Below are 24968 nucleotides of genomic sequence, written 5' to 3'. Positions count from 1 at the left end.
GACCGGCCGCCGACAACCTCTCTCACCAGGAGAACGAACGATGAACACGCCTCTCACCGTTGCAGAGCTGGCCCACCCGATCGCTCTCGAACTCGGCGGAAACTGGCGACCGCAGCCCGCGCGCCACGGCGTCCAGGAGCTGGACCACGCCGCCACCTTCACCCACATGGACGGCCGACAGCTTCACCTCTCCGAGCGGTTCGATGACCCCGGCCACCTGCACATCCGAGGGGCATTTCCTGCCACCGACTACCCGTTCCGCAGGGGCGAGCGCGACACCGTCCGAGTCGCCATGAACGAGGACCCGGCAGACATCGCGGCCCGGATTGCCGCCGACCTCATCCCCGTGCACCGTGACGTCCACGAGCGGGTGAAGGAGCACAACCGCGCACAGGCCGAGATGCGCCGAGACGTCGAGGAGGCCGCACGCGATCTCTCGGCGCGACTCCCCGGAGCGCGGACCCGGGTCGACGGCACAACCGCCTTTGTCTACATGAATCTTGAGCCGGGAGAGGTCCGTATTGGACTCGACGGCGACACTGTGAGCCTCGTACTCAACGACGCCCCCCGGATCATCGCCGACGCCGTCGTATTCGCGGTGAGTCGATTCCTTCCCCACGTTCAGACCCCCGAGGGTGAGCGCGGCGAATACGTCGATGGATATGCCCTTTAACCTCCCCCATGCTTCCCGGCGGCGCGCTCCCGCAGCGCGCCGCCCTCCCCCCTCACGCGGAAAGGCACCACGATGAGCGCCGACATATTCATTATCGAGCCGCAATGGATTGTTCAGGCCCCGCACCTCCGGTGCACCCTCAAACGCGCCCTTGCTCTCCAGGCCACACAGAATGTGTGGTCCGGCACCGAGCACATCAACAACGCCGTGGCGATGGTTTACGGCGATCAGCTTCCGGACTCCGGTCGATGGGAATTGACCCGGTCACAACTCTGCACACTCAAAATCGCCATTGAGTGGCGCAGGGCCAAGCGCGCGGCCAGCGACAAGAAAACCGCCCCCGATGTCCTCGAACACTGGACACAGATAGAGGATGAGGTGATAGCCGCATATCGGGCCGTGAGTAACGAAGCAGGGTTGTACTGGATTTAGAGGGTTGCCAATCACCCAAGAACATGGTTTAATTAGTGGTGTCGGAAGGGGGAGGGCAACCCCCCGACCGACGTCGTGGGCCAGCCGGCCCCGGCCGATTTCTCACCAGGAGGACCGCGACATGCCCCGTAAGCCGAAGATGACCGACGAAGAGCGCCGGGCCTACTCCGCCAAGATGCGCGGCGAACTCGAAGCCGTCATGGATCGCGCATACGGCGCGATGGTCGGCAGTGAAGAATTCTGGGCCGCCGTCATGCGCACGGCCGCGAACCTGACCCACCCGGACCGCGACGACCGCAGCCCCACCAACTGCATCGCCATCGCCGCCCAGTACCCCAACGCCACCCACGTACTCAGCTCCGGAGACTGGCGAAAGGTCGGACGCTTCCCGGCCAAGGGGTCCACCTCCCTCCGCATCTGGACGCCGATCAAGCGGCGGACCGAAGGGGCTCAGGAGGCCACGGCCGCAGCCGCCGACGGCGGGCAGCGAGACGCCGCCAGCGAGGCCGCCGAGGGCGAGACGCGCAAGGTGTCCGGCTTCAAGGCCGGGCCGGTTTTCGACATCAGCCAGACCGACGGCGACGCCTACGAGCCGCCCGCCGCCGCCCCGCTCGCCGCCGAGGTCATCCGCGATGTCCTGGTGAACCAGTATCGCGACCAGTACCACGAAGACCCCGAGCGGGCCGGAGGGTTCGACTTCACCCAGGACGCCCCCGACAACGCCGTCCGCATCCTGCTGTACGGCCACGCGTGGCGACGCATCACCGAGGAGGACGCCCCCCTTCCCGGCCAGCACGCGGCCGAAGTCGCCTCAGCCGCCCACGTCGCCGCGCTCATCCTGAACGTCGCCCCGGGTCCCGCCGTCATGCCGCCGCTCGCGGGCATCATCACCCAGGACAAGAAGCCCCCGGTGCACGAGTCCGCCGTCCGGGTCATCGAGACCGGCCGCGCCATCGCCCGCGCCGTCACGATGGCCGCCGAGCGCCGCCGCGAACTTGCCGTGACCGGTTGACCCAGACCTAAGAACATGGTTTAATTAATGGTGCCGGAAGGGGGAGGGCAACCCCCCGACCGACACCCCCGCCGGGGCCGACCGGCCCCGGCGGAATCTCTCACCAGATAGGACACGACATGCTCACCACCGACAAGAAGCCCACCGTCCAGGACTTCCCCACCGCGACGCTCGTGATCGGCGGACCCTGGTTCCGGGGCCACCAACTCGACACCCGCCCCGCCGTCGTCGTCGGCCCGTTCGGCGGCCCGGAGTTCGCCGACGAGGCCACCATGTCCGTGGTCTGGTTCTTCACCCTCGGCGCCCCGCAGCCGGGCGACAGCGTCCAGGCGATGTTCCCGCACGAGCTGACCCCGCTGGACGACACGTTGACCACGATGCACGGCGACACGTTCCGCGACATCGTCCGCAATCTGCGACGGGGACGGTTCGCCTACGACGACGGGGACGCGCTCCGCGCCGCCGTCCGTCAGGCGTGGCGCGAGCGGACCGGACTGGCCGACGCCGACCCGGCCGCCCGGCACACGCTCCACCGCAGCTGACCAAGGCCCCGCCGGTCCGGGGGAGGGCAACACCTCCGGACCGGCAGGCCCCCAGCACCCCAGCGGACACCCCTTCGGGGCGGCAGGACAGGTCCGGTGCGTTCACCGCCGCCGGCCGACTCCGCCGCAGGCGGCTCCGCCGACCGACGACGGGCACCGGACCGCAGCGGACGCGCCCCGCGGGGGCGCGACAGCCCCTGTCGTCGCGCAGGCGCGACGACCCGCGAGCCGATCGTCCCTCACGGCCCGCGCCGGTGGTGCAGCGCCGCTGCCAACGCACGGTCCGCCCTGCGGCCGGACCACAAACTCTCACCAGAAAAGACCAGTTCAGTGACTATCGAGATCACCCACACCCGCCGAGAAGGAACCCTGATCGAGGGGACCAGCCGGGGCGACGGATCGGCAGAGATCCTGCGACTTCGCGAGTACGGCCGCACGCAGCGCCAGCCCTTCCGCTGGAGCCGGAACCTTGACTGCTGGTACCTCCCGCACAGCCGCGACCACGCCACCTACACCCCCTCGCTCGAACTCCTCGCGCAGCGACTCCGAGACGCGGGCTTCGAGGTCACGCTGACCATTGACAACGCCGACCGCCGGAGTTTCAGCGAGGCCGAGGAGGAGCGGGAGGAGAAGGCCGAAGGCCGCGCGGATCGGTTCGGCGGGTACGCCGCCAGCGCCGCCCAGTCCTCCGAGGCCGCGTGGAAGACGAGCCACGACATATCCGAGCGGTTCGCCTTCGGTCAGCCGATCCTCATCGGTCACCACTCCGAGGGTCGCGCCCGCCGCGATCACGCGCGGATGGACGACACGATGCGCAAGAGCATCGGCGAGAGCGACCGCGCCGCCCACTGGACCGGCCGGGCACAGGCCGCCGCGAACTACCAGCAGTTCAAGAAGGACCCCGGCCGCACGCTCCGCCGTCTCGACAAGCTGCGGGCCGACCTCCGCGCGGTCGAGAAGTGGCAGCGCGGCGAGTCCGCCAAGGGGTTTTCCCGGAACCCGGCAGACCCAGAGCTGGAGATCGAGCACCAGGAGCTGACCGAGGAGATCGCCCACTGGGAGAAGGTCATCAAGGACGCCGAAGCCGAGGGCTTCAAGGTGTGGTCGAAGGCCGACTTCACCCGCGGGGACTTCGTTCTTTACCGCGGTACCTGGTACGAGGTCCTGCGGGTCAACCCGAAGTCGGTGACCATCCCCCACATCCACAACGGCACCGGCAAGCGCATCGTCCGCGCCACCGGCAACCGGCACGACGACTGGACATGGACCGCCCCCTACGACGACGTGTCCGGCCGCAAGAGCGCCGCCGAGATGCAGCAGCCGCCCCAGGCCGAAACCGCGGAACAGCACGAGCAGGCTGAGCAGACCGCGCCGGTCGAGGAACCGGTACCGGCGGCGAAGCCGACTCCCGCGGCGGCCCCCGCCGCAGGTACGAACTGGCAGGACAGCATGGCACTTGTGCTGATCGCCTCCAAGGGCTCCAGCCGCTCCCGCAAGCGGCGTGCCCTGTGGGCGATGACCCGCCGCGAAGCACAGGCCGTGTGCGGCGACCCCCGCACCTCCGGCCGCTCCTACATGCTCACCTGGACCGACCGGCCCGGCACCGAGGGCGCCGACTGGGAATGGGTCCCGGACAACGGCAGCCACGCCCCAGTCCTCAACGAGCTGGGCATCACGCCGCGCCGCGAGTGGATCGCCGCGCCGCAGGCCCCGGCCGCCGAAGCCGCGTAACGACGCCCCCGCCCGCCCCGGCGGCCGAGCGTGCCGGGGCGGGCCCCTCTCTCACCAGAACAGGGCACCACCATGACCACGCAACTCCTCGAACGACCCGCGACCATCACCGCCCCCGACACCGAAGCGGGCAGGCTCATCGTCCCCGCGACCGCAGGCACCACCACCGTCCCGACGTACCGCGTCGGCACCCCCGACATCCAGTGCCGATACCCCGTGATCGTTGGCGAAGACCAGGTCATCGGCCGCGCCTACCGGTGGCACCGAGACTGGCTCGTCCTCACCACCGCAGGCGAACGCAACCTCCGCCGCCCGCCCAAGGGGACCCCCGGCACCGACATGGCCGCCGCCCATCTCGCCGAGGAGTACGCCGCCGGTCGGATCGGCACCGTGCCCCTGGAACAGGTGCTCGCCGAGGCCCCCACGCCGTTGTGCGGGCCGGTGCCCCTCCTGCACCCGCGGATGCCAGTCAACGATCGCAACATCGAAGGCGCGCAGGTCGCGTTCGCGGGACTCCGGGCCCACCACTGGCGGGCAGTCCTCACCGGGTTTCCCGGCAGCGATAACCACTGGTTCCTCAGCTGTGAACTGTGCCCGTGGGAGGGCCCGAAGTTCTGGTCGCACCTGCGCGGGCGCAACGGAGAGCCGCCGAGCGCGCGCCGTCACAAGGGCGGGTGCATCGGAGAGGACAAGGTCCGCCGACTGATCCCCGCCTACCACTAGCAGCCCGACCTAGGGGCGGCGGCAGCACGCCGCCGCCCCTGCCCTTCCCGAAGGACAGCACCGTGCCGACCCGACACACCCCCGAAAGCATCGTCATCGCGGACACCCCCGCCGCCATCCTGGAATGGGCCGCCCGCCACGTCGAACACGTCGGCATCCACCAGGGCCCGCGCCTCTTCGACGGTCCCGGCCGTACGGCCACGTTGCCATGCTGGCCGCGGGGCGCACTCCAAGTCGCCGCCGGCCACGGGCGGGGAGCCGCCGGCCGGACGTACGACTGGGACCGCATCGACCGCGCCCGCGACCAGGCGTTCGCCATCCTCGCGGAAACCCTCGCCGGTCACCCCGTCGCCGCCGACGACCCCACCGCCGCCAAGGCCCTGCACCGCGATGTCATCGACCGGTGGAGCGCCGAGCCCGGCCGTACTGCCGCCGACGCCGCCCGCGCTTTTCGTACCGCCGCCGCTCGCGCCGAGTACGCCCTGTTCTGACCCCCGACGCCCGCCAGAATCCCGAGCCACCGAAGGCCCACGCGATGGACGAGACGACAGAAGACCGCAGCACCACCAGGACACCGAGCCGCCGAGGAGCCGCCACCCCCAGCCGGGACGGCGTCCACCGACTCAGCGTTCCCCTCCACCCCCGGCTCAGCGCGACCGAGCTGATCCGCGTACTCCTCGCGGCCCCCGGGGAAACTGACCTCTCCGCCCTCGACCCCATACAGGTCCGGTCGCTCATCGCAGACGTGCTCACCAAGCACGGCTATGACGTGCTTGACCGGTCGCCGTACTACCCGGAGCTCGACCGCCACCAGGACGCCCGCCGCGCCGTGCGCCGTGCGTACGGGCCGCGGTTCCTCGACGCCCCCGACGAACAAGCCGTGCTCGCTGACCCGCTCCGCGAAGTGCTGGCCGCCGGAAGCAGGACGTCGTGACCGCCACCGTCGCCGAGCCGATCGGAGCACGGGCACGGCAGACGTACTACTGGCGAGTGCGCAACGCACGGACACGCCACCGGCCCGAGAGCGCGGCCCAGGCGTGGCACATCCAGCCCGGACATCCCGGCGGCGCGTACAGCGATCTCGGCCACGAACTGGACCCGCCCGCGCGCCACACCCCGACCCTGCTCTCCCGGAGCCGGCTGACCGGCCGCCGGGGGGAGAAGCAGGAGTTCCGCGGCGGGTGTCTCGCGTGCCAATGGGAGGGCCCCGTGCACTGCGGCGACGGGTTCGGGGACGGTGACAACGAGGCGGTGGAGGAGGCGCACGACCATGCGTTCCCCGGCTGGAGGACGCTGCCGCCGATCACCACGGTCGAGGACCGATGGGCAGTGCCGCGGAGCCGGAGCCGCTGGGCTCAGCTCACCGCCCGCTACCCGGCGGACTGGATCGACCAGGGCGCTCCCGTCGTGGCGTGGAGCCGGTACCGCCGTGAAGCGCACGTTCCGCCGCACGGGAGACGCCCCCGCTACGAACTCCGCGTCACCCGACCACCGAGCAGCCGGCGCCACCGCCCCGCAGATCAGGGGGCCCTCTTCTGATGACCGCCGTCCGCCGGAGCAGGGCCCCACCCGCTCAATCCAAAGGTGGTTTAATTACTTCGTTACCAGCGGAGCGGGCAACCTCCGACCGGCCGTGCGTCCCACGGGGCGCCACGCACCCCAGACAACAGATGACGGCCAGCGCACAAGGGCAACAAGGCGCTGGCCGTCGGTGTCTCTCACCAGAAAGACCACACCATGCTATGTGACCGACACCCCGACTGTCCCCAGCCAGGCGACATCGCCCAGCTCAAGGGGGGTAACAGCATCGGCGCTGATCAGGCCGACACCTTCGTCATCGTCGAGGACTTCCCTCCGACCGGCCGACACCTCGTGCTCAACCGGCCCGTCGACCACCCCGGCCGCGCCGACTGGGCCGCCGCCGTTCCCTTGGCCGACATAGCCACCCTCACCCGGCTCGAACCGGCAGGCACCCGTACGTGGACGCCGGCCCCGGACCCGGACGACATCCAGTGACCGCGCCGAGCGGGCACGACCCCGACCAAGAACAGGAGACGACCGTGTCTTCCAAGACCGGCCGCACGCTCTACTCACGCGCGGACCTACGCAAGGTCCACGGCATCAGCGAGCCGACCCTTCAAAACCTCTGGACCGACCGGGAGAACAACGGGCACCCGCCCGTCGCGGACACCATCGACGGCGTCATGCACTGGGACGGCGACGCATGGGCGACGTGGCACCACGAGCTTCAGCGGCAGCGCGCCGCCGCAAACACCACCAACCCGCCGAAGCTCGACGGCGACCCCGAAGAGATGGTGGGCCCGGCCGAGGCGGCGAAGATTTGCGGGTTTGCCGACTCCGCCACCGTCTCCCACTACGTTAAGAACCCGCCAGAGGGGTGGCCGGCACCGGACGACTGGGACGAGCTTCCGACCCGGCGCCGCCCGAAGTGGAAGCGCTGGAGGCTGTGGCAGTACCTCGCGGACCGCAAGGGCCGCGGGCACGCCGGCGGACGGCCCACCGGCCGCCGCGGACTGGCCTACCCCTACCAGGGAGATGAGCGGCTGACCCTTGCCCGGCAGGCCATCGCGGCGAACCCCGGGGCGAAGAACGCCGACCTGATCCCCGAGCTTCAGGGGCAGACGGAGAAGACCTACTCCCGCCCGACCTGGAACCTGATCCTCAAGTCCGCTCGCGAGCACCCCGAGGAGTGACCCGTGCCCGACACCCGCTGTCCGCGCTGCGGCGGCCCGCTCGGTGAACGGCCCGCCCGTTCCCGGCTGACCACCGACCGCGAGGTCTTCATCTGCACCACGTGCGGTACGGAGGAAGCCGTGCGCGAAGCGCAAGGTCAGGCGCCGGTGCCCTTCGGCGAATGGCCCCTGACCACATAGCCGTCGGTTGAGAGGCCACACGGCGAACGCGAAGGTCCCCGCTCCGGAGCGGGGACCTTCGTCATGTCACCAGGTGCTGGCGGGTCGGGCAGGGCCCAACCAAGACCGCTCGCCCCGACAGCAGGCCGACGGATCAGCGGCTACGGGCCCTCCGCCGGTCGGGAACCCGATCCCGCTCTCCGGCCGATCGCCCGGGTGCAGCGGCGGAGTCCCACGTCCCGGCCCGAATCGGCCCTCCACGCCGGGCCCGTACGCCGGGGAATCCGAGGCCATCCAGTACGGGCCCAACACCTCAGCGAACCGGCGGGAAGCCGCCGGATTCGGGGTCTGCTCCATACGCGGACCAACGACACAGCCCCGCGTAGGTACCGCACCGACATCGGATCGTCACACCACCTCAGCGCGTACGGCACCCCAGACCATGCACCTCGCGCAGAGGTAACAGTCCAACAGAACATCAGGCTCCAGGAGCCTGATCCGCAGGAGCGACGAGGTCGATCCGAGTGCCCGAGGTCCCTCTCGTTGATCATGATCTTGAATTTAGAGGACCAAGGTATCGTCACTTCGTGACGATACAATCAGCCAAGACGACCGAATCTGACCGGATGAAAACGGGGGGTGAGCGGGCCGATGGGGTGGGTGACCATGATCGGCCCCTCCGACGAGCAGGTTGAGTACCGCCTTACCGGCGGCCACGGCTGTGGGAAGTCCCTAGCGGTCGACGCCGCCCCTCTCGTCGCCGCCGTCGAGGCCAAGGCCGAAGCTGCTGGTGCCCCCGTCGCCTCCCTGCTCGGCAACCGCGAGGCCAAGCGCGCCTTCTTCCGCGCCCGCGGACTCATCCGCAGCAAGGGCACCGCGCGGTTCACCGGCTTCGACGCCGTCGAAGTCGCTGCCGCAGCCGGACTCGACGCCCGCGACCTCTACGGCGAACAGGCCCTTCCCCCACGGCCGACCGACGGACAGGTGGAGTACCACCTCGATGCCAGCGAACGCCCCCTGGTCTGGATCGGAAACGGCCTCACCGCATTCGACATCACCCCCGGCAGCGTCCTCGCCCCCGAGCACTTCCAGGCCGCCCGACGCCTCATGCATGGCGAGGACCCCCGGAACGGGCAGACTCTCGTAGAACCCAAGCTCGCCATTGCGCCGGCCGCCAAGCTCCCCGCTGCCCCGCTGGCCCGTGCCATCCGCCGCGCCGCCGCCGAACGCAGCGTGAAGCCCGTCTCCCTGCTCGACTCCAAGCGCAAGCAGGACGCCTTTCGCAGGATGGAGAGCCAGCTCAAGCGGTTCGGGGAATCGCACCGCGTCCCAGCCTCCACCGTGCTGAAGCTCGCCGATGCTGTCGGCATCGACGCCGTCGACCTGTACGGCGAAGACACGCTGGAGAAGGCCGTGGCCGCTGAGGCGGGCGGCCACCTGGACGCCCGTGCTCTGCTTCGCGCCGTCGAGGCCCGCGCCACCGAGACCGGACAACAGCCCGGCGACCTGTTCACCGCCGCGTCGATGAAGCGGCGGTACACCCAGACTGAAGGCGAAGGCGAACGCCGTCTTCGGGATCTGCCGATGGACGTACGCGAAGCCGTCGCCATGGCCAAGGCAGCGGGACTTTCGCCCGAGGACGTGTGGGACGCCGAGGAGATCAAGGCCGCTCTCCTCGAAGGCCGAGTGCAGGTCGGCAACTTCGGCGCCGACGTCACCTTGGACCTCGCGAAGTCGAAGTCCGCGTTCCTCGCCTACGCCCCGGAAAAGATCGCCGCTCAGGTCGAGGGCATCTACACCTCCGCCGGCCGCGAGTCCATCACCGCCCTCGAACGGTGGACCGCCTACGCCATGCGTGGTCACCACGGTGACGGCGACGAAGCGGAGACCGTGGAGACGAGCGGGTTCTCCGGCTGGATGATGGTGCACCGCGCCGCCCGGCCCGTGGACGGTGCCCCGTACGGCGACCCCCACTTTCACCTGCACTTCACCCTGGCCAACATGGTCAAGGGCGCCGACGGCAAGTGGTCCACCATGGCCAGCGGAGGCCGTGACCTCCACCGACACACCCGCGCGACCCAGTCCCTCATGAACGCCCGTATCCGCCGAGAGCTGACCGACAACTTCGGCATCAGCTTCCGTCGCGAGGAGAGGACCGGCGCATGGGAGATCGCAGCGATCCCCGAGGCGACGATCCGCCTGTTCAGCAAGCGCGACAGCCAGGTCCGGGCTCTGCTGACGAAGCTGGGAATCGACTACGACAGCGCCACGACCCGCGAGCGTACCGCCGCCTCCACCGCATCCAAGGCCGCGAAGAACGGCGAGGCCGCCGGAGTCGGGGACGACGTCCTTCGCGCCTACTGGCAGGCCGAGGGGCGTGCTGTCGGTGACGACCCCGACGCCATCGCAGCGAGCGCGATGGAGCGGGACCGAGCGGACCAGAACCCCTCTCTGGACGAGCTGTGCGCCCAGGTCTTCGACCCTAAGACCGGCCTGACCAGCCACTCCAAGGAGTTCACCCACGCCGCCGCCATCGCCGCCGTGCTGGACGTCCTCCCGTACGGAGTCGCGAACGCCGAGGAAGCCGAACAACTCACCACCTCCGTCCTCCGTCACGCCGGATACGTGGTTCAGCTGAATCCGAAGGGCGCTCAACACTTCACGCACGCCGACCGGTACACCACGGCGGACATCGTGGCGGCGGAAGCGCTGATCGTCTCCGAGGCAACGAACCGGCTCGGCACGCAGGCCGCCGTCGTCAGCCGCGACACGGTCGACATGACCTTGTCCACCGTCGAGGCCCAGCACGGTGGCACCTTCGCGTTCTCCGGCGAACAGCGCGCCGTCCTCGAACGGCTGCTCACGGCCGGGCACGGAATCGACGTAGTCGTGGGCATCGCCGGAGCGGGCAAAACCACGATCATGGACACCGCCCGGCAGGCATGGGAGGCCCACGGTCTCGTCATCGCCGGCTTGAGCACGGCCGCCGTCGCCGCCGCGAACCTGAAGGCCGAGGCAGGCATCGAGTCGCGCACCCTCGCGTCCTGGCTCACCGGCATCCGCAACGGCGGCCCCGGCCTCACCGGCGTCGACGTGCTAGTCGTGGACGAAGCCGCCATGTGCGATGACCGCGACATCGCCGAACTCCTCAGCCACGCAGCGATGACCGGCACGAAGGTCGTCGGCATCGGTGACCCGAAGCAGTTGCACTCGCCCGGCATCGGTGGTTCCTTCGCCGCCGTGCACCACATCGTGGGCGGACTCAGTCTCAACGAGAATTTCCGGCAGAAGGACGCGATCGAGCGGCGGGCCCTGGAGCTGTGGCGCGACGACAACCGCGTGGAAGCACTCCGCACCTTCGCCGGGACCGGCCGCGTGCACGCCCTCGCGGACAAGGACGCCACCCTCGCCGCGATGCTCACCATCTGGGCCGACAAGCGCGCCGCGCACACCGACGACCACACCGCCGTGCAGCAGCTCCTCATGCTCGCCGCCACCAACGAGGTGGTGGAGGAACTGAACGTCGGGGCTCGTGCCCTGCGGAAGGAGAACGGCGACCTCACCGGTCCCGAGCACGCCTACGCGCTGCCCGGCGGCGGTGAGCTGATGCTGTCCGTCGGTGACCAGGTCCTCCTTCGGATCAACGACTACCGGGGCAAGCGGACCCGAGGCGAGAACGAAGACGTGCTGAACGGCCTCCGCGGAATCGTGCGGGCCGTGGACGAGGAACGCCGGGTGTTGATCGAGTGGCGGGAGAAGACCGCCGACGGCCACCGTGACGTTGCCGAATGGGTCGAGGCCGACTACATCGCACAGGGCGGACTCAGCCTCGGATACGCGATCACCGGCCATAAGTCGCAGGGGCTCAGCGTGCAAGAGACCCTGGTCTACGGTCCCGGAGCCCAGGCGAACGCGCTCTACACGATGATGAGTCGCGACAAGAAGGAGTCCCACCTCTTCCTGCCGCTCTCCGTCTACGAAACCGACGCCGACCGCGCCCGCAGCGGCGACGCACTCACCGAGCAGGAACAGCTTGACCGCGCCGTCGCCGGCCTCATCCGCGAGATCGAGAACGGCACCGAGGAACGCATGATCCTCTCCGAACTCCCCAAGAACGCGGTGCCCGCCCATGTTCGCCAGGCGGTAGCGGATCTGCCGATCCCGCGCGGCCCCGGTGCGGGAGAACTACACGACGCGGACGCCCTCCGAGAGGGCGCGGAGCCCGAGGTCCGATCTACCCCGGCCACGGCCGGGCGGCGGGAGGCGCTGACTACTCTTCCTGAAGCGGCGCCGACGGCTGATCGTCCGTACGCCCACCTCAGTAACTCAGCCCTGCGCGACGCTGTGCGCAAGGCGGCGACGGCGGCTCGCGCCACCAGCACGGCGGCCGAGAAGGCGGAGGCCGCTGCGGACCGTGCCGAACGGGAGGCTGCTGCCGGATCAGGCCCGAACTCGCTTGCACTCCACCGCCGCCATCAGGACGTTGCCGAACGGGCCGCAGCCATCCGCGAATTCCGAGCGCTGGACAGCACGATTGCTGAACGCACCGCCCGACTGAACGGCACACAGGCCCGTATCGAAGGTCTCGAACAGCAGCTGGCCGCGACGGGGCGCTTCGGGCGTCTGACACTCCGTGGGGACGATCGAGCTGCGGTCGAGGCAGATCGCGAAGGACTGCTTCGTACCCACGAAGAGACCGGTCGGAAACTGGAGAAGATCAACGCGCGACTCCAGGCTGCTGTCCAGATGGCCGGGCCCACCGGCGAACACGAGCCCGTGCTCACCGAAGCGAACATGTCACAGCAGGAAAAGGCCGTACTCCTACACCGTGCCACGGGGGAGGACAACGCAGCAGCCAAGCGCCTTCGGACCGAGGCGACCAAAGCTCGAAGCACTGCTCACGGCGCTACCTACCGGGTGACGGGCCTGCGTAATGAGTTGGCCTCAAGGGCTCAGATGGGCATTCAGCTCAACGCCGACGAACTGACGACCACACCTGCATCCGAGCCCCTGACCCTAGCCCTCTATGCCCCACAGCTGCACCACGACGATGTACCGCAAACGTGCGACGATGCGCCAGATGAGCTCACGCCGTGAACTTCGCTAGGTGCGTCTTCCAGTCCATCTGAGTAGGCGCTCTACAGAGCACGCAGTTCGCTCTGGACCATGGCGCTGGCCTCCCCTCCGTACACCGCGCCGCGCGCCAAGAGGTCGAAAGCCCTGCCGTAGGTCGCCACATGCTCGGGGTCGGTGGTGGTTGGAGAGTCGGCGAAGTTCTCGATCTCGACGCGTGCACCGTCGAAGATCCCGAAGCTGTTGCCGGGGTAGATGTCGAGCTGGGCGCGGTCAGGGATCACGCCCAGCGTGAGCCCGGGGAGGGCGAATGCTGCAAGTAGCCGTGCAAGTTGGCCACGCATGACTTCGGCACCTCCGATGTTGCGCCTGAGGGCCCCTTCGCCGAGGAGTACGTGATACGTGCGCTCTCCCGTTCCGATAAGCGAGGCTCGGGCGGTGCGGGCGGCCACACCGTCTTCGATGTCGTCCGGGAAACCGTGGAAGTCGACCACCAGGCGCAGGATGGCCCGAGCGTAGTCCGGAGTCTGGAGATTTCCCCAGACGATGTTCTGGCAGTACTGCTTGGTGTCCTTGGTCTGGCGGACCAGTTCAAGGAAGGCTTCCTGAGTAGGTCCCATGCCTTCCTGATGCCATTCAGCCCACGGTTTCGAGGGATCGCTTGGGGGCGTCACCTGGTCGGTTCCTTTCGACGAGTGCTGGTCAGTCGGGACTCTGCTACATCACGACGACGCGCGGGCGGGGTCAGTCTGTTCTGCGGGCAGAAACTTTGCGGCCTTGGCCACAAGTTGCTCGTGGAGGAAGCCGAGGGCGTCGTCGGGCCGCATTCGGGCCAGGGAGACCATGCCGGTGATGACTACGTCCGCGATTTCATCCTGGGCGTCCTGCCAGGTGTGGCTGTTGCCCTTTCGTGGATTGAACCCGCGGGCGCCCATGACGGCCTGGGCCGCTTCCCCGGTCTCCTCGGAAATCTTCAGTACTTGGAGCGTCCACTGCTCCTCCAGCGACAGGCCCCGCTCCGTGTCGTGTGCGGTGAAGCGGGCGGCCAAGGCGTCAATGATGTTCCACGTGTCGTTCTGCATGGGCGGTGGTAGCTCTTTGCTTGTGGTGATGGGTGGGCGTGGACGCACCTATGCGGTATAGGGAGTCACCGATCCTTGGCCAGCGCGACGAGTTCAGCGAACAATCCGCCGCCGCTCACGAGGTCGTCATATGTCCCGTGTTCGATGACGCGGCCTTTGTCCATTACAAGCACTCGGTCGGCGAGACGTGTGTTTTCGAGTTGATGGGTGACGACGATCGTCATGCGGCCGGCAGCGATCCTCTTGATCTCAAGGAAGAGAGCGTGCTCCCCCCGCGCGTCCATCTGAGATGTCGGCTCGTCCAAGATCAGGAGCGGCGTCTGGCGGTACAGGGCTCGCCCGCACACAAGGCGCTGCCACTGACCGCCGGACAGTTCAGCGCCACCGAACATCTCCCTGGTAAGGAGCGTGTCCAGCTGTTGGGGCAGCTTCTGCACGGTGTCGCGCATCCCCACAGCGTCGACGACGTCCCACACCGCGTCGTCGTTGAAGGTGCGGGGCTGGCCGAGGGTGATGTTCTCGCGCACTCGCAGGGGCCAGCAGGCAAAGTTCTGCGGGACGAGCGCCGTCCGGTTCCACACGGCGTCGGGGTCCGCTTGGGCCAAGTCAACGTCGTCCCAGAGGACGCGGCCCTTGTCGGGGAGCAGAATGCCGGTGATCAGCTTGGTCAGAGTCGACTTGCCCGAGCCGTTCTCGCCGACGACGGCCAGGATTTCGCCGCGGCGCAGGGAGAGGGACACCCCTGCAACAGCGGGTTCGTCCTTCCCGGGGTACTGATAGACGGCCTCGTCGATCCTGATCTCTTCGATGACTTCTGGGATCATGAGCTCGCCGCGCTTGGGCGCCAATTCTTCGGCCATGTCGAGGAAGGCGCGCATGTCGGCCAGGTAGAGCGAGGTGTGGAACAGCGCGGCTCCGTAGATCACGAAGTTGCTGAGGGCGGCGAGGGTGGTCTGCACGGCGATGACGGCGGTAGCGGCGACGGGTAGTCCCACGCGACCGGTGGCGGCGAGCCACGCGAGAGTGGCCCATGTGCCGCACAGGAAGACTCCGCCGAGGGCGCTCGTGGCGAGAGTGATGCGCAGCAGGCGGGGAGCGGTGGTGAGCGTGCGTTGGTCGATGCGGTCCGAGAGAGCGCGGTACCAGTAGATGAGGTAGCCGGTCATGCCGTTGGCCCGGACTTCGTCTCCGTGGCGGGAGAAGGTGGCCCACGATCGCATGAGGGCGCGAACGTTACGGTCGCCGACGTTGAGGTAGTGGGTCTCGTAGTCGACGCGCGCGGACAGGACCGCCCCGGCGCCCGCCGGAATGACGGCCAGGAGCAGCAGAGGCAGCATCAGGGGGTGGAGAGCCGTGATGACGGAACTGGCAGCGATCATCCGAATCAGCGCGGACATGAAGCGCTGGGCGTCCTGGACCATCATCGAGGTGCGAGTTACACCGATCTCTGCGGCTTCCTGCCTGTCCTTGAAGCCGTCTTGGCCGTAGGCGGAAGATTCGACTCGGCACACGGCGGCTACCAGAGCGACGTCTGCCTCGGTCATGAGCCGCGGAGTGATCCGGCCGTTGGCGTAAGAGGACAGGGCTCCGCTGATACGGCCGACGCCGGCAGCGGCCGTGACGACGATCAGGGCGGGCAAGGCGTCGTGTAGGCGTTCGGATACCTCGTCGTTTCCGAGGATGTGGGTCATGGCCTGTGCGGTGAACGCGAGGACGACAGCGGCCGCGATGCCGGTAAGGAACTGGCAGGCGAGGAGGAGTAGGGCGGCCACTCTGTCGACGGCCCACGCCATTCGCGCGGTGCGTCCCAGGACCGATGGGAGGCGGCGGCACATAGCGCTGAAACTGGCGTCTGCCAGCGGATTCTGGCCGTGCTTGCCGTTGTAGGTGATGGTGGCCGGGGGTGGAGGGGGCGGCGTCTCGGGGGATTCGGTCGAGGCGGCAGTCACAGTCACCTGGTCCCTCCTGTGGGGATTGATGCCGCGCCTGGATGGCCCGGCAGTGCACGGAATAACGACGCTGACGAGGAATCGAACGCGCTCGATTCCGGACGCGTCGGCGCCCTTATGCAGCAACGGAGTGCGCGTGTGCGTGCCGCTACGAAGCCGCGCGCGGCATCGGGGAGTTGGCCGAATCGCCGACGCCCGAAACGCCTGTGGCGGATGAGGCTTCGAGGACTGTCCAGCGCGAGGGGCGAGGGCATGAAACGCGCTGGATTAGAGAGAGGGAGGTGCCTCCGGGCATCGTGATTGCGGCAATCACCTGCCCCTCGGCGGTCAAGACGCCCGCCGGGTGCGTGCTCGGTCATCAAATGGCTTCCGATGCCGTCGCCTGCCCAACCCGCGCGCGGATTGTTCGATCGCCTTGGCGCACCGCCTCGGTGAGCTGGACCCCTTCCCGGGCGGGTAGCTGGCCAGCTCGGAGAGCGCAGGAGCTGAGAAGCCGAAGGCACTGCTTCCTCTCGTCATCCGTGGCCAACTCGCGGGTCCATGGGTGGGAGAGCGCATCCCGTGCGGCGTAGCCGTCCTCGGCCCTTGCGGCGCGGCGGCAGAGGTCCGTCACGATCTTCCTGGCAGCGGAGTCCTCTGGTGAGCTGACCAGATCCAGTACGGCCAACCCAAGCCGAGACCGGAAGGACGTCAGTCCCTCCGGCTCAGGCAGTGCGAGGTAGGTGTCGACGAGGTTGTGGAGGGGGCGCCGCCACCCCAGGTCACTGCTGCGGAGGCAGAGGACCGTCAGGCAGTCCGTGACAGCGGCTTCCCAGATGTCGCCCGGTTCCGTGTTGGCCAGGAGGTACTTGACGTGCGTTGTTTCTCCACTCAAAAGCGCTGCAATGACCGCTACTTGGCGCCCGTCGAGCATTCGGCGACCGAGACCTCGGTGCCGTTGAACGTGCGACAGTGCTTCGCCCCAGCGGCCGGCACTGGTCAGGGAGCGGGTCCCGTCGGCCAGTACAACAGCCCACAACCAGGTGGTGACTTCGCGGCGGTCCTGTGCTGTGGACACGAGGCTTGCGGGAACGGTCACTCCGTCGATGCGGGCGGACCGGTCAGCAGCGACCGAGTTGAAGAGAGATTCGAGCTGTTGGTGTCCCGCGTCCGCGTTGCCGGTCCTGAGTTGGAGGCGAACGAGGTTGACGACGGGTTCCAGGGCCCGGATCGCGTCTGCCGCTTCGAGAGGGGTGGCGCCCAGGTAGACGGCGGCGTGCTGCCGGCACCAGGTACGGGCCGCCTCCGTGTCGCCGACGTCGGAGGCGATCAAGGCAGCTTGGTTGTAGACGGTGGACGCTGTGCTGAGGTCGCCGTGAGCTGTCGCGGAGTCGGCGAGGAGGGACAGCGCATGGATGCGCTGGGGTAGTGGAAGGCACGAAGGGCGTGGGCGGGCGACGAGCGGGAATCGTCTCGCGAGGGTGTCAGGAGCCTTCCACATGGTTTGCGGCGCTCCTCTCGATGGCTGGGTCCTGTCCGAAGATCACGGTTCTCGCGGCGGCCGTGAGGGTCGCCTGCGTGGTGTAGGGCAGGCCGAGTCGGTTCCAAGCGAAGAACACGTGGTGAGCCAGCACATCTCGTAGCCCTCGGTGGAGGTGCCCGGTCTCGTTGAGGCAGGCCAGTTCGCTGCCGACCTCCACGTATGCGCGAGCCCATTCAGCTGCATGGGCCAGCGGCCCGCCCGGCTGCATCGCGTACTGTGGGTCGACGCGCAGCAGACGGTGTACGGCGTCGTGGAGCTGTCCACCCTGGAGTGAGGCGGCCTGAGGAGACTGCGGCCGGTGTGCGGCGACGCGGGCCCAGACGTCGCCCTGCTCGTACCAGTCCAGTTGGGCGGAGCGCATCATGAGCCCGCACAGCATCAGGGAGGTCTCTCGGCGGTGTCGGCCGGTGTCGCTTTCCAGGAACCCGACGAGGCCGAGGGTGTCGCGGTGAAAGAAGCGATGGGCGGAGGCCATGGCCTCGTCGCCGCCGAACGCGTGGTGTTCAGGCTCGTAGATGATCTCTGTCCAGCTCTTGATGTGCCCCTCAGCGGTCAGGCCGTCGAGAACTGTGCTCATGTGGTCGCGTCCGGTGGCGGTGCTCTGATAGCGGATGCGCCAGCAGGGGTGCTTACGGATGATGAACCATGTGCCGAGTGCGCCATCGCGCTCGGCCGCGCGCAGGAGTGGGGTAATGCGGGATATGGCCGTGGCCTCGGCTTGTTCCCAGTGGGAGAAGGCGACGTTGGCCTGGCACCAGTGAGGTGTGCTCATGAAAGGTCCTCCGGGGTGGTCACGCCAGGGCGAGGAAGGTGTCCCAGTACGGGGCCGGTGCGCGGCCTGTGCCGAGGGTGTGCAGGGCCAGCGCTGCACCGGCGGCTCCGTCGAGGAGTTCCGGATCATGTGGTCCGTCGTCGAGTGCGCGGATCAACCGGGCAGCCAGATAAGGAAGTTCGGCGGTGACCTCGGGGTTGCCCGTGTCGGCACCTATCCGCCACGCGGCCTGAAGAAGACCGGCCATCCCATGGCACAGCCCGATCTCCGGCAGTTGGCCCTGTTGCACTGGGTCGCGCAGCGCCGAAAGGATCGCGCGCTCGGCGGCCTGCACCCGATCTGCGTCTCCCAGAGCGAGTCCGGCTAGTTGCTGGGCGCGGGCGGTGCCGCTGACCCCATAGCACCAGGAGGGCCGCGGGCGAAGACTGGAGTGGACTCGGCGGTCGGCTACTTGCTGCTCGGTGACCTGGCCGGGCCACCAGGGCTGGGCGTCGTCACCTTGCCGCCAATGGTCGGTCCAGGCGCAGATTCGCTGGACAGCGTTGGCCATGCCAGGCACGGGCACTCCGGAGAGCAGAGCCTGCGAGAGCACGGCGAGGGTTGAGCCGATGCCGTGGGCGAGGCCGAAGTTGCCGTGGCCGCCCGGATAGTCGGGATGGGGTGCGCCGGTGGGCGCGACGTTCATCCACCAGGGCGGCAGCCCGGTCGGTTCGGACAGGGGCTCGGTGAGCCGCACCAGGTAGCTGAGGGTGTCGCGGGTGATCTCGTGGTGAGGGTGACGGCTGAGGTGGTAAGCGCCAAGCCCGGAAAGACCCTGGATCAGGTCGAACTCCTCCATCGGAGGACGTTCACCGCGGTCGATGCGTTGGTGGGCGGCGCTGAGACGGGAGCGGGTGACGGCGAGGGTGGCTGCGTCCAGGCGCTCCAGGAGCCGCAGGTAGCGGCTTGATGCGCTCGCCGCGCGGTGCGTGATAAACGCCAGGGCGGGAGCGCCGAAGTACAGGTTCGCGTTGGCCGCCGCACTGATCGCGCCGTCCACAGCCGCAGCCAGCCAGGCGTGCGCGGTGTCCCAGTCGCCGTGTCCGGTACGGGCCCGCTCGATGTGCAGCAGGGCGATGCCTGACGCACCTCCGGCGAGCGACTGGGGCCAGGCGCGGCCACCGCTGGGGCGATCGCCCGGCCAGATGCTGGTCGGGTCGGCCAATGCGTCGGCCAGTTTGTCGGCGGTCGACAGCGCGACGGGGGCGTGGGCTGTCGTAGTCACGGTGTTCTCCCTACTCGTGCCCTCCAGCTCAGGGCGGCGGCCCTGGCCAGGTGAAGGTGCGTGATCTCTTCCGGCAGGCCGGGCCCGCACATCCGTACGTGGTGGAGGTGCAGCAGGTCAGGCAGGAGGCCGCCGGGGTCTTCGTTGCAGTCCGCGAGCACGTGGGCATAGTCGGCCAGTGCTCTCCGCCGCTTGGACCAGGCCACGGCGGTCTGCTTGTCCAAGCCCGCGGGGTGCGTGTGCACCAGGTCGACGGCTTGGCGGTAGAGGGTACGGGGCGGCGGGTCCGGCGCGGTGCGGGTGTGCTCGATGAGCCAGTGCATCGCCGTGGACTGGTCGCCGAGCAGGCCGGTGGCGATGTCCACCATGCTCGCGGCGGTCATCGCATGGGCGTCCGGTGCGCCCTTCGCTCCTTCGGCCGTGAGCTGGGCGAGCGCGGCGGCGGAATCGGCGGCGAAGTACGACTCGGCCGCGTCGAGGGTCGCGGGTCCCCCGAACCGTGCGGTCTCCGGGTGGTAGGTCTCCACGCTGGTGTGGGTGATCAGATCGTGGCGACGAAGTTGTTCTGTCCAAGCGCCGATGTGCTCGAAGGCCGTGCCCAGGGTGCCAGGCGCGCAGGTCAGGCGAAGGCGGAGGTGTTCGTCAGGGTCGGGATAGCGGATGAACCAGCAGAGCGGGTCACCCAGCTCGCTGAGCAGCGTTGGCAGGTGCCGGGTCAGGATGGGATCTTGCCGGTCACGGCGTCCATGCAGCTGAAGATAGAGACGGTTCCCGCTGCCGGGGAGGTGCCCGTGCTCACGGTTGACGACGTGGGCTGTCGGTCGCACTGGGGCCCGTTTCTGGTGCGCGACCAGCGGGATCACAGCCTCGTGGGCCCGGCCACCGGTCCAGCCCAGGTCTACGGCGCGGGGAGCGGGGTGCAGGATCGCCGTGCCGTCGCGGTCTAACTGAGCCCGCAGGAGCGCCCGGTGGGAGGGCTCCGTCAGGTCTAGGGCCAGGCCCTGGTCTGCTTCGGCCAGGTAGACCCGCTCGGGAAGGTTAACGTCTCGGCACCATCGGGCCAGGGCCTCTCCCCACTGCGGCCATGACGCCGGCCCGGCGGGAAGGTCATCGCGGGTGAGGCGCCAGCGGGCCGGGGACAGGATCGTGCGGCCGTAGCGCAGCGCGGGCAGGAACGGCAGGTTCGAGGCGGCGGTGCCCCACAGGAATCCGGTACAGGGGACCGTCAGTGCCACGGGCGCCTCGGCCAGGAATCGGGTGAGCGGGTGAGAGTGCAGGCCCAGGTCTACGGCGTTCAGCAACAGGGTGTGTACCGGCCGGCGCCGGGAGAGCGAGACGAGGTGGATTTGTTGGGTGTCGGCAGTGACGGCCAGGTCCGTGACGGGAATGATGGTGGTGTCCTGGCTCTGGTACTCACCCAGCGAGATCACGAAGTCGGCCACTCGGGGTGCACGCGCGACGTTCTGGGCTCGCGCGGACAGGGGGGTGGCGCTGATCTGCGCGACGAGCGCGCCGCGGTGTACTGCCGGCAGTCCGGCGTACGTGTCGGACATGCGACGGCGGTCTTCGGCGGGCAGCAGGTGCAGAAAGCGCCCGGCGGTCGCTCCCGCCGACCGGGCCACTCCCACGACGTGCAGGGCGAACTCGCCACGTTGCAGGGCGGAGATGTCTTCGGCGTCGATGCGTACGGTCATCTCGGTGCTGGGCTGGACGGGACGCCCGGGATCGGTGGTGGCCAGGTCCTCCAGCTCGGCGTCATCGAGGGTGACTTCGACATTGCCCTGCGCGGCGGCGGCCTGGGCGAGCTTGATGAGGCGGGCGTCCCGATCGGGCAGTGGTGAGAACTCCGGCTTGATGTTGGCTCCGAGGTAGCCGGGCGGGTACCCGAGGGCGTCGATGGCGTCCAGAACGGGGACGACTGCGCGCGGCCCGTACCGGTCGAGGAACCGGGCGTGCCATTCGGTCCAGCCGGTCAGCGCAGCTCGTGGTGCGAGCCGGGTCAGCGCCCTCGCTGCCGCAGCCACTTCGTGGGGCACGCTTTCGGGAAGTGCCAGGTCCCAGTCCAGGCGGAGATCGAGCGCCGTCATGGGCGCCGCATGGACTTCGATCCGCTCGTGGACGGGCAGATGATGCACGTGCTCGGTCAGCCCGGCGAGGGGGTCAGGCGTCGTCATCGACGGGCGCAGGTCGGTGAGGAGAACCTGCTGCTCGACCAAGCCCGCGAGGAGCTTGCTGATGGCCACGGCGGGGGCGCCGGGGAAGTCGGTGGCGAGCTTCGCAGCGAGGTCGCTCCACCGGATCGGAGCGCGTGCACCGTCCAGGGCTCCACGTACGGGCCCGGTCAGTCGTACTCGTACGTGCTCTGGGCCGACGTCGCGCTTTCCGCTGGGGCGGTGCTCGATCACCACGTGGCCGTCCTGTTCGACGGCGAGGGTGGAGGTGAGCAGCATCAGATGCGGTTGCAGCGCGGGGTGCTGCTCGAAGCGTTCGACGAGGGCCGTGCTGTGTTCAGCGTCTGCTCTGGCCGTGTGGTGGTGCGCGGAACCGGTGCGCAGCGAACCCACGGCATCTATTCGCGCGGTCGCGACTCCAGCGAACAGACCAAACGGCGTGGCGCGGGTGCGGGCGCGCAGCAGGTAGCGCAGGACAGCGAGCACTGTGCGGCGTACTTCGGAGTCCGGCAGCGGGTGGTCGGCGCCGATCTGTTCGACCTGACGCGCGAGGTCCGGGCTGGCAGCGTTGACGGCGGCAGCGAACTCGAGGTTTTGCCAGGTCTGGTGAAGCCACGCTCGCCATGATGCGGGTCCTGCATTCGTGCCGACCAGGGTCGGCCAGTCGGCTGGTTCAGGGCTTCCTGCAGCGGCTCGGATCAGCGCTGCATCGACGTGCCGGTACATGTGCCCTCCTGTGGCCGCGCAGTGCCCGACCTCGCCCGTGCAGGCGTGGCCGGGCACCGTAATAAGGGGGTCGGTGCTGCTTACGGGCAGCTCGTGCACGCGGTGGCGCACGTCGAGTTGCAGCCGTCGCCCGTCAGGCGGATGAGCTGGTCTGCGGCGGGGCCACCTTCGACGATGGTGATGTCGAGCTCCCAGTCCGCCGTCTCACCGGACGACTTCGGGGTGACGACCGACTGCGCGGGCGTCAGCGGGCGCTCCATCTGTACGGTCATGCGTTGCCTCCTTGGGCAGTTGACTGGTAGTGCACGGTCCCGAGGCCCGAGAGCCCCGGAGTCTTAGGCCCAGGTCGCCGTGACGACGCCGTGGCGTCGCAGTGCGGCGCCCTTGGGCAGGGGGGCGGGAGCAGGGCCCGGCAGGTAGCGGAACGTCGCAGCTCCCCGCCGGCGGTAGTTCTGCGCCCAGCGGCGGAGCAGGTCCGCGTACACCTCGGCGAGCGCTTCGGCCTGCGGGCCGTGGGCGATCACGCCGCTCTCGAACCCGTCGGTCTCGCTGTTCTCGCGGCGGGTGCGGTAGGCGATGCTGTCCCCGCTCACCAGGGCGGGCACGCCCTTGAGTGCGGACGCCTCCACGAGCCCGCTCGCGACGATGTCCTCGGAAGCGTGGAGCCGGGCCGGGCTCGGCAGGTTCAGGGTGAGAAACAGTTCCAGCTCGTCGGGCAGGTCATACGCAGCGCCGGACCAACGCTCCAGCCGGGGCATGCTCAGGGCCGCGCTGAGCGCTTCGCGCTCCAGGGGCACACGGTCGTCGTCCGTCTGCAACGCGACGCCTTCCCGCAGCATGACCTTGCGCTCCGCGGCGGCGCCTTCGCCCTGCATGGGCACGAAGTGCGCCAAGCTGTAGGAGCGGCTGACCAGGTTGTTGCCCTCACGGTCGAAGGCGATCGAGCGAGTGGTGCCTCGGACCTTGAGGGGCACGACGATCCGTCCCTGCTCGGCCAGGCCGCCCACCCAGGACGGCGGGATGTCCCAGGCTTCGACGGTCACGATGATCCGGTCGTACGGGGCACCCTCAGGAACCCCGTTCTCTCCATCAGCCACTACCGTCTTGACCTGGGTGTATCCGGTGGTATCCAGGCACTTGCGGGCCCGGTCGATGACGTCGCTGTCGATGTCGACGGTGGTGACGTTTCCCGTACTCCCGACAAGCTCCTGCAGATAGGCGGCGTTGACGCCACCGGACCCGACTTCCAGGACATTCATGCCGGGCCGGACCTCGGCCTGTTCCAGCATGACGGCCTGGAGGTGGGCCGTAGACATGACGCTGAGGCTCAGACCGTTCTCGTCCGTCTTGACCGGCACGGTCTTGTGCAGATCGTAGGCAAGCTCCGGCGGTGCGTCGGGGGCGAACAGATGCCTCGGCACCGCTGCGAACGCGGCGGCGACGGCCTCGGACTTGATCCCGTCTTGCTCATGCAGGGCGCGCAGCATGTCCTCACGCAGTGCGTCGGGATCGCGGACGGCGGAGGTGTCAGTGGTAGTCATGCGATGACCTGATTCGTCGAAGGGCTGGGGCGTGGTGCCGGCATGGCGCTGCGGCAAGGACGCTAGTCAGGGCTCGGGTTTCCGAGGCTGACTACGCGCCGCGGGCGCGGATAGCGCGTGAAGTGGCTCGATATGGGTTCCAGATGAGGCGGCATTACCCTTCTCTCTCTCGTTCTTGATCATTTCGGTGCGGGGAGGGACCACAGGGAGACGGCTCCTCCCCACACGCTTCCTCCGGCACCGAGCCGTCCTTTCAGGCTGGGAGCCGGGTCGTGCACTCACCTGTCGTTGCGACTGGCGAGCGGTCGAGAGGGCTGGCCGTAAGCTCCCCCACGGAACGCGACCGGGGCGCGCTCTCCCGGCGCCGCCTCCTCGTGACGCTCTCGGGTCCTCGTGCACGGGCACGAAGGTCCACGCGACCGAGAGGAGACCCCAGTCCTTGGGGGTCACTCCCGTTGTGGTGCCTGGACTGAGCGGGAGCGGACTTGCTCGCGGTAGACCTCACCGAACGCGCGGCTCAGCGCCTGGACGAGCCGAGCAAGATTCTGTGCGCGGTGGGCGGCTGACCGTGGGGCAGCGGTCTGGGCGAGAGGTCTTAGGTAGAGGCGCCTGCTGGCCTCGCCAAGAGTTGCCCGTGCACCGATGCAGAAGTCCGCGGGGAGGCCGAGCAGCTTGGCTTCCAAGTCGTCGGCGACGATCCGGCCGAAGTCCGTGAACTGCTGTGCCATGGCGAGGGCGTTCTTGACCGTAGGGAGAGCGGGGCTGTCTACGTCCCAGGACAGCGCTGCTTCCACGAGGGCCAGGACCTCGACCTTGTCGGGAACCGGGGAGGTGAGTGAAGTCGTGTGCTCATGTGCTTGGCCCGACCCCACAGAAATCCGC

The 24968-nt window shown here is 68.8% G+C and carries 23 protein-coding genes; 13 read left to right on the top strand and 10 right to left on the bottom strand.

Features of this window, described 5'->3' with window-relative positions; all coding sequences use genetic code 11:
• The first annotated feature begins 40 nt into the window (after positions 1-40).
• The 13 genes from JKV81_RS02180 (at position 41) to mobF (ending at position 13083) form a co-directional block, all read left to right on the top strand.
• Complete coding sequence (locus JKV81_RS02180) at positions 41-673, top strand: hypothetical protein (protein ID WP_109881132.1); 633 nt, start codon at positions 41-43, stop codon at positions 671-673.
• A 72-nt stretch (positions 674-745) separates the two neighbouring features.
• Complete coding sequence (locus tag JKV81_RS02175) at positions 746-1105, top strand: hypothetical protein (protein WP_055643609.1); 360 nt, start codon at positions 746-748, stop codon at positions 1103-1105.
• A 121-nt stretch (positions 1106-1226) separates the two neighbouring features.
• The gene (locus tag JKV81_RS02170) at positions 1227-2117 is read left to right on the top strand and encodes a hypothetical protein (RefSeq protein WP_109881131.1); all 891 of its coding nucleotides are present in this window, start codon (positions 1227-1229) and stop codon (positions 2115-2117) included.
• A 119-nt stretch (positions 2118-2236) separates the two neighbouring features.
• Positions 2237-2659, top strand: a complete 423-nt coding sequence (locus tag JKV81_RS02165) for a DUF6409 family protein (RefSeq protein WP_181396810.1) — start codon at positions 2237-2239, stop codon at positions 2657-2659.
• A 330-nt stretch (positions 2660-2989) separates the two neighbouring features.
• Positions 2990-4390, top strand: a complete 1401-nt coding sequence (locus JKV81_RS02160) for a DUF3560 domain-containing protein (RefSeq protein ID WP_109878234.1) — start codon at positions 2990-2992, stop codon at positions 4388-4390.
• Between the two features lie 72 nt (positions 4391-4462).
• Positions 4463-5113, top strand: a complete 651-nt coding sequence (locus tag JKV81_RS02155) for a hypothetical protein (protein ID WP_055643613.1) — start codon at positions 4463-4465, stop codon at positions 5111-5113.
• Positions 5114-5175: 62 nt separating this feature from the next.
• The gene (locus JKV81_RS02150) at positions 5176-5604 is read left to right on the top strand and encodes a DUF6197 family protein (RefSeq protein WP_109879024.1); all 429 of its coding nucleotides are present in this window, start codon (positions 5176-5178) and stop codon (positions 5602-5604) included.
• Between the two features lie 44 nt (positions 5605-5648).
• A complete protein-coding gene (locus tag JKV81_RS02145) occupies positions 5649-6047 on the top strand; it encodes a DUF6181 family protein (protein WP_109879025.1) in 399 nt (132 codons plus the stop codon).
• Positions 6044-6652, top strand: a complete 609-nt coding sequence (locus JKV81_RS02140) for a DUF6349 family protein (protein WP_109879026.1) — start codon at positions 6044-6046, stop codon at positions 6650-6652. The genes JKV81_RS02145 and JKV81_RS02140 overlap by 4 nt, the downstream gene beginning before the upstream one ends.
• 198 nt (positions 6653-6850) lie before the next feature.
• Positions 6851-7129 carry a DUF6211 family protein gene (locus tag JKV81_RS02135; protein WP_109879027.1) on the top strand — a complete coding sequence of 93 codons (279 nt, stop codon included), beginning with the start codon at positions 6851-6853 and terminating at the stop codon, positions 7127-7129.
• A 44-nt stretch (positions 7130-7173) separates the two neighbouring features.
• Complete coding sequence (locus tag JKV81_RS02130; protein WP_230883019.1) at positions 7174-7827, top strand: hypothetical protein; 654 nt, start codon at positions 7174-7176, stop codon at positions 7825-7827.
• A gap of 3 nt (positions 7828-7830) precedes the next feature.
• Entirely contained in the window at positions 7831-8007 is a 177-nt protein-coding gene (locus JKV81_RS02125) for a hypothetical protein (protein WP_181396643.1), read from the top strand.
• Between the two features lie 645 nt (positions 8008-8652).
• The gene (gene mobF, locus JKV81_RS02120; protein ID WP_236055001.1) at positions 8653-13083 is read left to right on the top strand and encodes a MobF family relaxase; all 4431 of its coding nucleotides are present in this window, start codon (positions 8653-8655) and stop codon (positions 13081-13083) included.
• A gap of 41 nt (positions 13084-13124) precedes the next feature.
• Here mobF and JKV81_RS02115 read toward each other — a convergent pair whose 3' ends face one another.
• The 10 genes from JKV81_RS02115 to JKV81_RS02070 form a co-directional block, all read right to left on the bottom strand.
• Positions 13125-13733: a DUF5753 domain-containing protein gene (locus tag JKV81_RS02115; protein WP_146224078.1), complete on the bottom strand. Its 609-nt coding sequence runs from the start codon at positions 13731-13733 to the stop codon at positions 13125-13127.
• A gap of 48 nt (positions 13734-13781) precedes the next feature.
• Complete coding sequence (locus tag JKV81_RS02110) at positions 13782-14141, bottom strand: MazG-like family protein (protein WP_109879029.1); 360 nt, start codon at positions 14139-14141, stop codon at positions 13782-13784.
• A gap of 65 nt (positions 14142-14206) precedes the next feature.
• Positions 14207-16090, bottom strand: coding sequence for an ABC transporter ATP-binding protein (locus tag JKV81_RS02105; RefSeq protein WP_202074802.1), 1884 nt, complete (start codon positions 16088-16090; stop codon positions 14207-14209).
• A gap of 358 nt (positions 16091-16448) precedes the next feature.
• Positions 16449-17402: a hypothetical protein gene (locus JKV81_RS02100; RefSeq protein ID WP_236054999.1), complete on the bottom strand. Its 954-nt coding sequence runs from the start codon at positions 17400-17402 to the stop codon at positions 16449-16451.
• Between the two features lie 151 nt (positions 17403-17553).
• A complete protein-coding gene (locus JKV81_RS02095; RefSeq protein ID WP_109879031.1) occupies positions 17554-18384 on the bottom strand; it encodes a thiopeptide-type bacteriocin biosynthesis protein in 831 nt (276 codons plus the stop codon).
• A 19-nt stretch (positions 18385-18403) separates the two neighbouring features.
• Positions 18404-19648, bottom strand: coding sequence for a lanthionine synthetase C family protein (locus JKV81_RS02090; protein WP_109879032.1), 1245 nt, complete (start codon positions 19646-19648; stop codon positions 18404-18406).
• The gene (locus JKV81_RS02085) at positions 19645-22545 is read right to left on the bottom strand and encodes a lantibiotic dehydratase (protein WP_109879033.1); all 2901 of its coding nucleotides are present in this window, start codon (positions 22543-22545) and stop codon (positions 19645-19647) included. The genes JKV81_RS02090 and JKV81_RS02085 overlap by 4 nt, the downstream gene beginning before the upstream one ends.
• A gap of 80 nt (positions 22546-22625) precedes the next feature.
• The gene (locus JKV81_RS02080) at positions 22626-22817 is read right to left on the bottom strand and encodes an FxLD family lanthipeptide (RefSeq protein ID WP_109879034.1); all 192 of its coding nucleotides are present in this window, start codon (positions 22815-22817) and stop codon (positions 22626-22628) included.
• Between the two features lie 63 nt (positions 22818-22880).
• Complete coding sequence (gene fxlM, locus JKV81_RS02075; protein ID WP_109879035.1) at positions 22881-24086, bottom strand: methyltransferase, FxLD system; 1206 nt, start codon at positions 24084-24086, stop codon at positions 22881-22883.
• 446 nt (positions 24087-24532) lie between these two features.
• Positions 24533-24958: a hypothetical protein gene (locus tag JKV81_RS02070; protein ID WP_202074801.1), complete on the bottom strand. Its 426-nt coding sequence runs from the start codon at positions 24956-24958 to the stop codon at positions 24533-24535.
• Positions 24959-24968 lie beyond the last annotated feature (10 nt).

The organism is Streptomyces silvae (assembly GCF_016745505.1).
Lineage (GTDB): Bacteria > Actinomycetota > Actinomycetes > Streptomycetales > Streptomycetaceae > Streptomyces > Streptomyces silvae.
Note: the sequence above shows the minus strand (reverse complement) of the source record. Positions and strands in the feature narration are given on the sequence as shown.

What these genes read in the sequence shown, in the direction of transcription:
- JKV81_RS02170 (WP_109881131.1), top strand. Translation starts at nt 1,227, where the DNA reads ATGCCCCGTAAGCCGAAGATGACCGACGAAGAGCGCCGGGCCTACTCC.
- JKV81_RS02175 (WP_055643609.1), top strand. Translation starts at nt 746, where the DNA reads ATGAGCGCCGACATATTCATTATCGAGCCGCAATGGATTGTTCAGGCC.
- mobF (WP_236055001.1), top strand. Translation starts at nt 8,653, where the DNA reads ATGATCGGCCCCTCCGACGAGCAGGTTGAGTACCGCCTTACCGGCGGC.
- JKV81_RS02080 (WP_109879034.1), bottom strand. Translation starts at nt 22,817, where the DNA reads ATGACCGTACAGATGGAGCGCCCGCTGACGCCCGCGCAGTCGGTCGTC.
- JKV81_RS02085 (WP_109879033.1), bottom strand. Translation starts at nt 22,545, where the DNA reads ATGTACCGGCACGTCGATGCAGCGCTGATCCGAGCCGCTGCAGGAAGC.
- JKV81_RS02135 (WP_109879027.1), top strand. Translation starts at nt 6,851, where the DNA reads ATGCTATGTGACCGACACCCCGACTGTCCCCAGCCAGGCGACATCGCC.
- JKV81_RS02095 (WP_109879031.1), bottom strand. Translation starts at nt 18,384, where the DNA reads ATGAGCACACCTCACTGGTGCCAGGCCAACGTCGCCTTCTCCCACTGG.
- JKV81_RS02180 (WP_109881132.1), top strand. Translation starts at nt 41, where the DNA reads ATGAACACGCCTCTCACCGTTGCAGAGCTGGCCCACCCGATCGCTCTC.
- fxlM (WP_109879035.1), bottom strand. Translation starts at nt 24,086, where the DNA reads ATGACTACCACTGACACCTCCGCCGTCCGCGATCCCGACGCACTGCGT.
- JKV81_RS02155 (WP_055643613.1), top strand. Translation starts at nt 4,463, where the DNA reads ATGACCACGCAACTCCTCGAACGACCCGCGACCATCACCGCCCCCGAC.
- JKV81_RS02110 (WP_109879029.1), bottom strand. Translation starts at nt 14,141, where the DNA reads ATGCAGAACGACACGTGGAACATCATTGACGCCTTGGCCGCCCGCTTC.
- JKV81_RS02145 (WP_109879025.1), top strand. Translation starts at nt 5,649, where the DNA reads ATGGACGAGACGACAGAAGACCGCAGCACCACCAGGACACCGAGCCGC.
- JKV81_RS02165 (WP_181396810.1), top strand. Translation starts at nt 2,237, where the DNA reads ATGCTCACCACCGACAAGAAGCCCACCGTCCAGGACTTCCCCACCGCG.